2 protein-coding genes are annotated in these 984 nt (G+C 70.7%); both read left to right on the top strand.

The features are described 5' to 3' along the window. On the top strand, positions 1–396 hold a 396-nt coding region (locus tag AC5RV2_RS18405; RefSeq protein ID WP_494093525.1), incomplete at its 5' end, for a phosphotransferase. 203 nt (positions 397–599) lie between these two features. Continuing rightward, the coding region (locus tag AC5RV2_RS18410; protein ID WP_494093526.1) for a phosphotransferase at positions 600–984 on the top strand (385 nt) is incomplete at its 3' end.

Raw genomic sequence — 984 nt, forward strand, 5'->3', positions numbered from 1 at the left:
GGCCTCGCGGTCCGCGGCCTGCCCGACGCTTCCGGAGTGCAGCAGGCATGGGAGGCGGCCCTGGCCGCGCCGGACTATTCGGGTCCGGGGCTGTGGCTGCACGGCGATCCGCATCCGCACAACGTAATTGTCGACGAATCCGGGACGCTGGCTGCCGTCGCCGACTTCGGCGATGTGTCGCAGGGCGATCCCGCCAGCGATCTCGCCGTGGCGTGGCTGCACTTCAGTCCCGCCGGCCGCGCACGGTTCCGGTCCGGGCTGGTGTACGACGACGACACCTGGCGCCGGGCCAAAGGCTGGGCGGTCTGGTACGGCGTGATGATGGCGCTGCGGCCGCCCTCGGACCCGTTGCACGCCGTCGGCTGCCATGCCCTGAAGCAGGCAGTCATGGGCTGAGCAGGGCGTGTCCGGTTGGCTGAGCAGGGCGTGTCCGGTTGGCTGAGCAGGGCGTGTCCGGTTGGCTGAGCAGGGCGTGTCCGGTTGGCCTGCGCCGCCCGCGGATGATCTGATGGAAGTCCCGTCCCCACAGCAGACAGGCTGGCAAACCACACGCCGTCGCCGCTGGCGGGGCCAGCCGATCACAGGGAGTACGGAAACAGATGGCTTCGATGCCCGCTGCCGACATCGACATCAGCAACGACCTGGTGCTGCGGTTGCTCTCGGACCAGTTCCCGGACCTCGCCCGGCTGCCCCTGGTTCGGGTGGCGAACGGGTGGGACAACGTGACGTTCAAACTCGGAGCCGATTTGGCTGTCCGGCTGCCGCGCCGGACCGCGGCAGGGGATTTGGTGCTGCATGAACAGCAGTGGCTCCCGTCCCTGGCCCCGGAGCTGCCCCTCGCCGTGCCGGCCCCGACGCACCGCGGCAGCCCGACGTCGTACTATCCCTGGTCCTGGTCGGTGGTGCCGTGGCTGGAGGGCAGGGCCGCCTGGCGCCTCCGGCCGAAGGAACGGCGATCGCTGGCCCCTGGGCTGGCGGCGTTCG

The sequence above is a fragment of the Arthrobacter sp. Y3225116 genome (genome assembly GCF_059091245.1).